At 36.1% G+C, this 2,493-nt stretch carries 1 protein-coding gene and 2 pseudogenes; 2 read left to right on the top strand and 1 reads right to left on the bottom strand.

The window, feature by feature from the left end; translation table 11 throughout:
* Nucleotides 1–564, bottom strand: a pseudogene (locus F6K13_RS28175) (IS1 family transposase); the annotation flags it as partial.
* Nucleotides 565–1,478: 914 nt separating this feature from the next.
* Here F6K13_RS28175 and F6K13_RS28170 point away from each other — a divergent pair.
* On the top strand, nucleotides 1,479–1,718 hold the full coding sequence (locus tag F6K13_RS28170) for a hypothetical protein (protein WP_124143329.1): 240 nt from the start codon (nucleotides 1,479–1,481) through the stop codon (nucleotides 1,716–1,718).
* A 91-nt stretch (nucleotides 1,719–1,809) separates the two neighbouring features.
* A pseudogene (locus F6K13_RS28165) lies at nucleotides 1,810–2,493 on the top strand (hypothetical protein); the annotation flags it as partial.

Here is a 2,493-nt window from a genome sequence, read left to right as displayed (position 1 = left end):
CGTAGCGCGTGTATTTTCTCCCTCTACACCAGTCATGTAAGTCTTGCTCACAATCTGATCTCCTGCCGGAATAAATTTAGTATAAACTGGATTACCATCCCTCACCCAAAAGTAACATTGCCACCAGAAAATAGTCTGCCATCATACCATAAATGTTTCTGCACTATGGTCACCTACAACAAGCCTAAAATACCCGCTGGAAAATTGTCTACAGCAGCTCCTGTGCCAGATTTGATTTTTTTTCCGACAAAGGTTTCTAGTTGATTCAATTCTCCTACCTCTGGGATAGTTTCTGCCTCATAGGCATCTGGTAGAAGTGTTCCCACAAGTTTGACCCCATCCATAATCGTTGTGCGTGAAACTCCTGTAATTATCTCTATGGCACGAAAACCCATGCCATTAACATACATTTTCCAGCAGTTGCGCTTGAGATCATCACTCTATCCTCTATGTTGATATTCTGTGAGCAACTGACGGCCACACTTGACACAGATATAATTTTGCTTACCTTTTCACGTGACCATTTTTATGGATGTGGTGACTGTGGTATTCTGGACATTCAATTACATTCCTCCTTGAACTTTACACGCTGATCATTCTCTGAATCATCTTCTTTTCTGACAACGCCGCATTTCAGCATTGGTAATTGGTAAGATGATTTTCTGGTAAGGGTCATTTCAGTATTTGCCCGAAATATAGTGTATGTAAGTCTTGGAGCTGCTTTTATCGGAGAAAAGTGTATTGAAAAATACATTTTTTTGATAACTGTAGACAAGATTTTTGCCCCCCACACTCCCCATACTCCACACAAAGAACATTCCATGATAATTGAGAGTATTTAGAGACAATACTTATCCGATCGTTTCCCAACTTTTTTGTTTATTGTAACTAATTAAACAGACATGATATAAAACTGCTGCTAAAAGTTTGACTTGCGATCGCAGACTATTCTTAATAAACCCCAAAGTTATCAATTTTATTGATAACTTAAAAAAATATTGAGAATATATCTCAATTAGTAGCTCCGGTTCTAAACTAAGTTTAAGTAGGGTTTGTTGAAAAAGTCTTATGGGTAAGGGTAGGAGACAGGAAAAATGGAAATTATAGAGGAGGTAGGAGGAAGAATAATCAAGGGATTATTCTGCGCAACTATGCGCCTAAAATGCTAATTTTTTGAACCATTACGACCATTAAGCTTGCACTTTTTTTAACTAAAAAAATGCGCTCAACCTTTATACGTCAATGCTTTTAGATTTAATCAGCAAACCCTAAGTAGAAAATTTCAACAAAATAATGATTTATTTAAGTCGAAGTAGCTTGGAAAAACTTGCTATTAGCAAATCCCGCTTAATAACTTTTTTTATTAATAATTTATCCCTAAGTTTGAGAAAGCTAACTTTGTAGCGCTCGCCGTTAAGGTTTGGAGAAGGTCATTTGAGTTGATTTACCAATGTTGCAAACAAAAGGAAATTGAGATAATGCCTAAAACAATATTCAATTTAGCAAGAATACAAGTATCTGATTATAACCCAGTTCAACTACTCTTTGAACTACAGGAGAAGTTAGAAGGTTTTAACAGAGATGATTTTGCTGAGTTGATGGGAGTGCAACCCCAAACTGTTCGCCAATGGTGTAGTAAACATGGTAATCCCAATCTTCAAGCTAGACAATTAGCTGGTGAAATTAAGGTCAGACTACAACGTGATCGGATATTGTAGGAAATTGTAGATTGAATCTACTGACATTTTATCTTAATTAGTTCACTATCTAAATATAAGCAATTAATACTTTATCAACAAAGGAAAAATCATGGTTGACTATAACATTACACAAGAATGGACTCCAGGAAAAATGGTTGAACTCAGCACCGAGCTGGAAAAACCCAGTCCATTTTATTTCGGATACGATATTAAAGAACATTTTCTCAAAGAATTGTCAAAACACGAGATAGACAAAATCTTTTTCTTTTGTGAGCAAAATATGTTTGGACTTTACGGAGAGGAACTGTTCCACGAACTGAATTCGGAATACAGATGTCTTCTAGAAATGGTTCCCGCTGGTGAGAAAAGTAAGTATTTCTCAGTCTTAGAGCAAATATGTGAAACATTAGTTAATGAAGGTGTATCTAAAAAATCTCTATTAATTGCCTTTGGTGGAGGAACAGTAGGAAATGTCGTCGGTTTGGTTGCTGGATTAATTTATCGTGGAATTCACTTTGTCGAAGTATCTACAACCATGACTGGTATAACTGATAGTACCCTCAGTAATAAACAAGCGGTTAATGGTTTAAGTGGTAAAAATCACTTTGGTATTTATCATAGTCCTCTGTTTATTTGGGCAGATACAAAATACCTCAAAACAGAGCCTGCTTTCTCCAAGCGATGTGGCATTATTGAAGGGATTAAAAATGGTTTTATTGCTGAACCTACCTTCTTGGATTATTTAGACAAAACTCTTAATCCTGAGCTTAATTTTTCCCAGCAGGTGTTAACA

The sequence above is a fragment of the Okeania sp. SIO2B9 genome (genome assembly GCF_010672505.1).
Taxonomy (GTDB): domain Bacteria; phylum Cyanobacteriota; class Cyanobacteriia; order Cyanobacteriales; family Microcoleaceae; genus Okeania; species Okeania hirsuta.
Note: the sequence above shows the minus strand (reverse complement) of the source record. Positions and strands in the feature narration are given on the sequence as shown.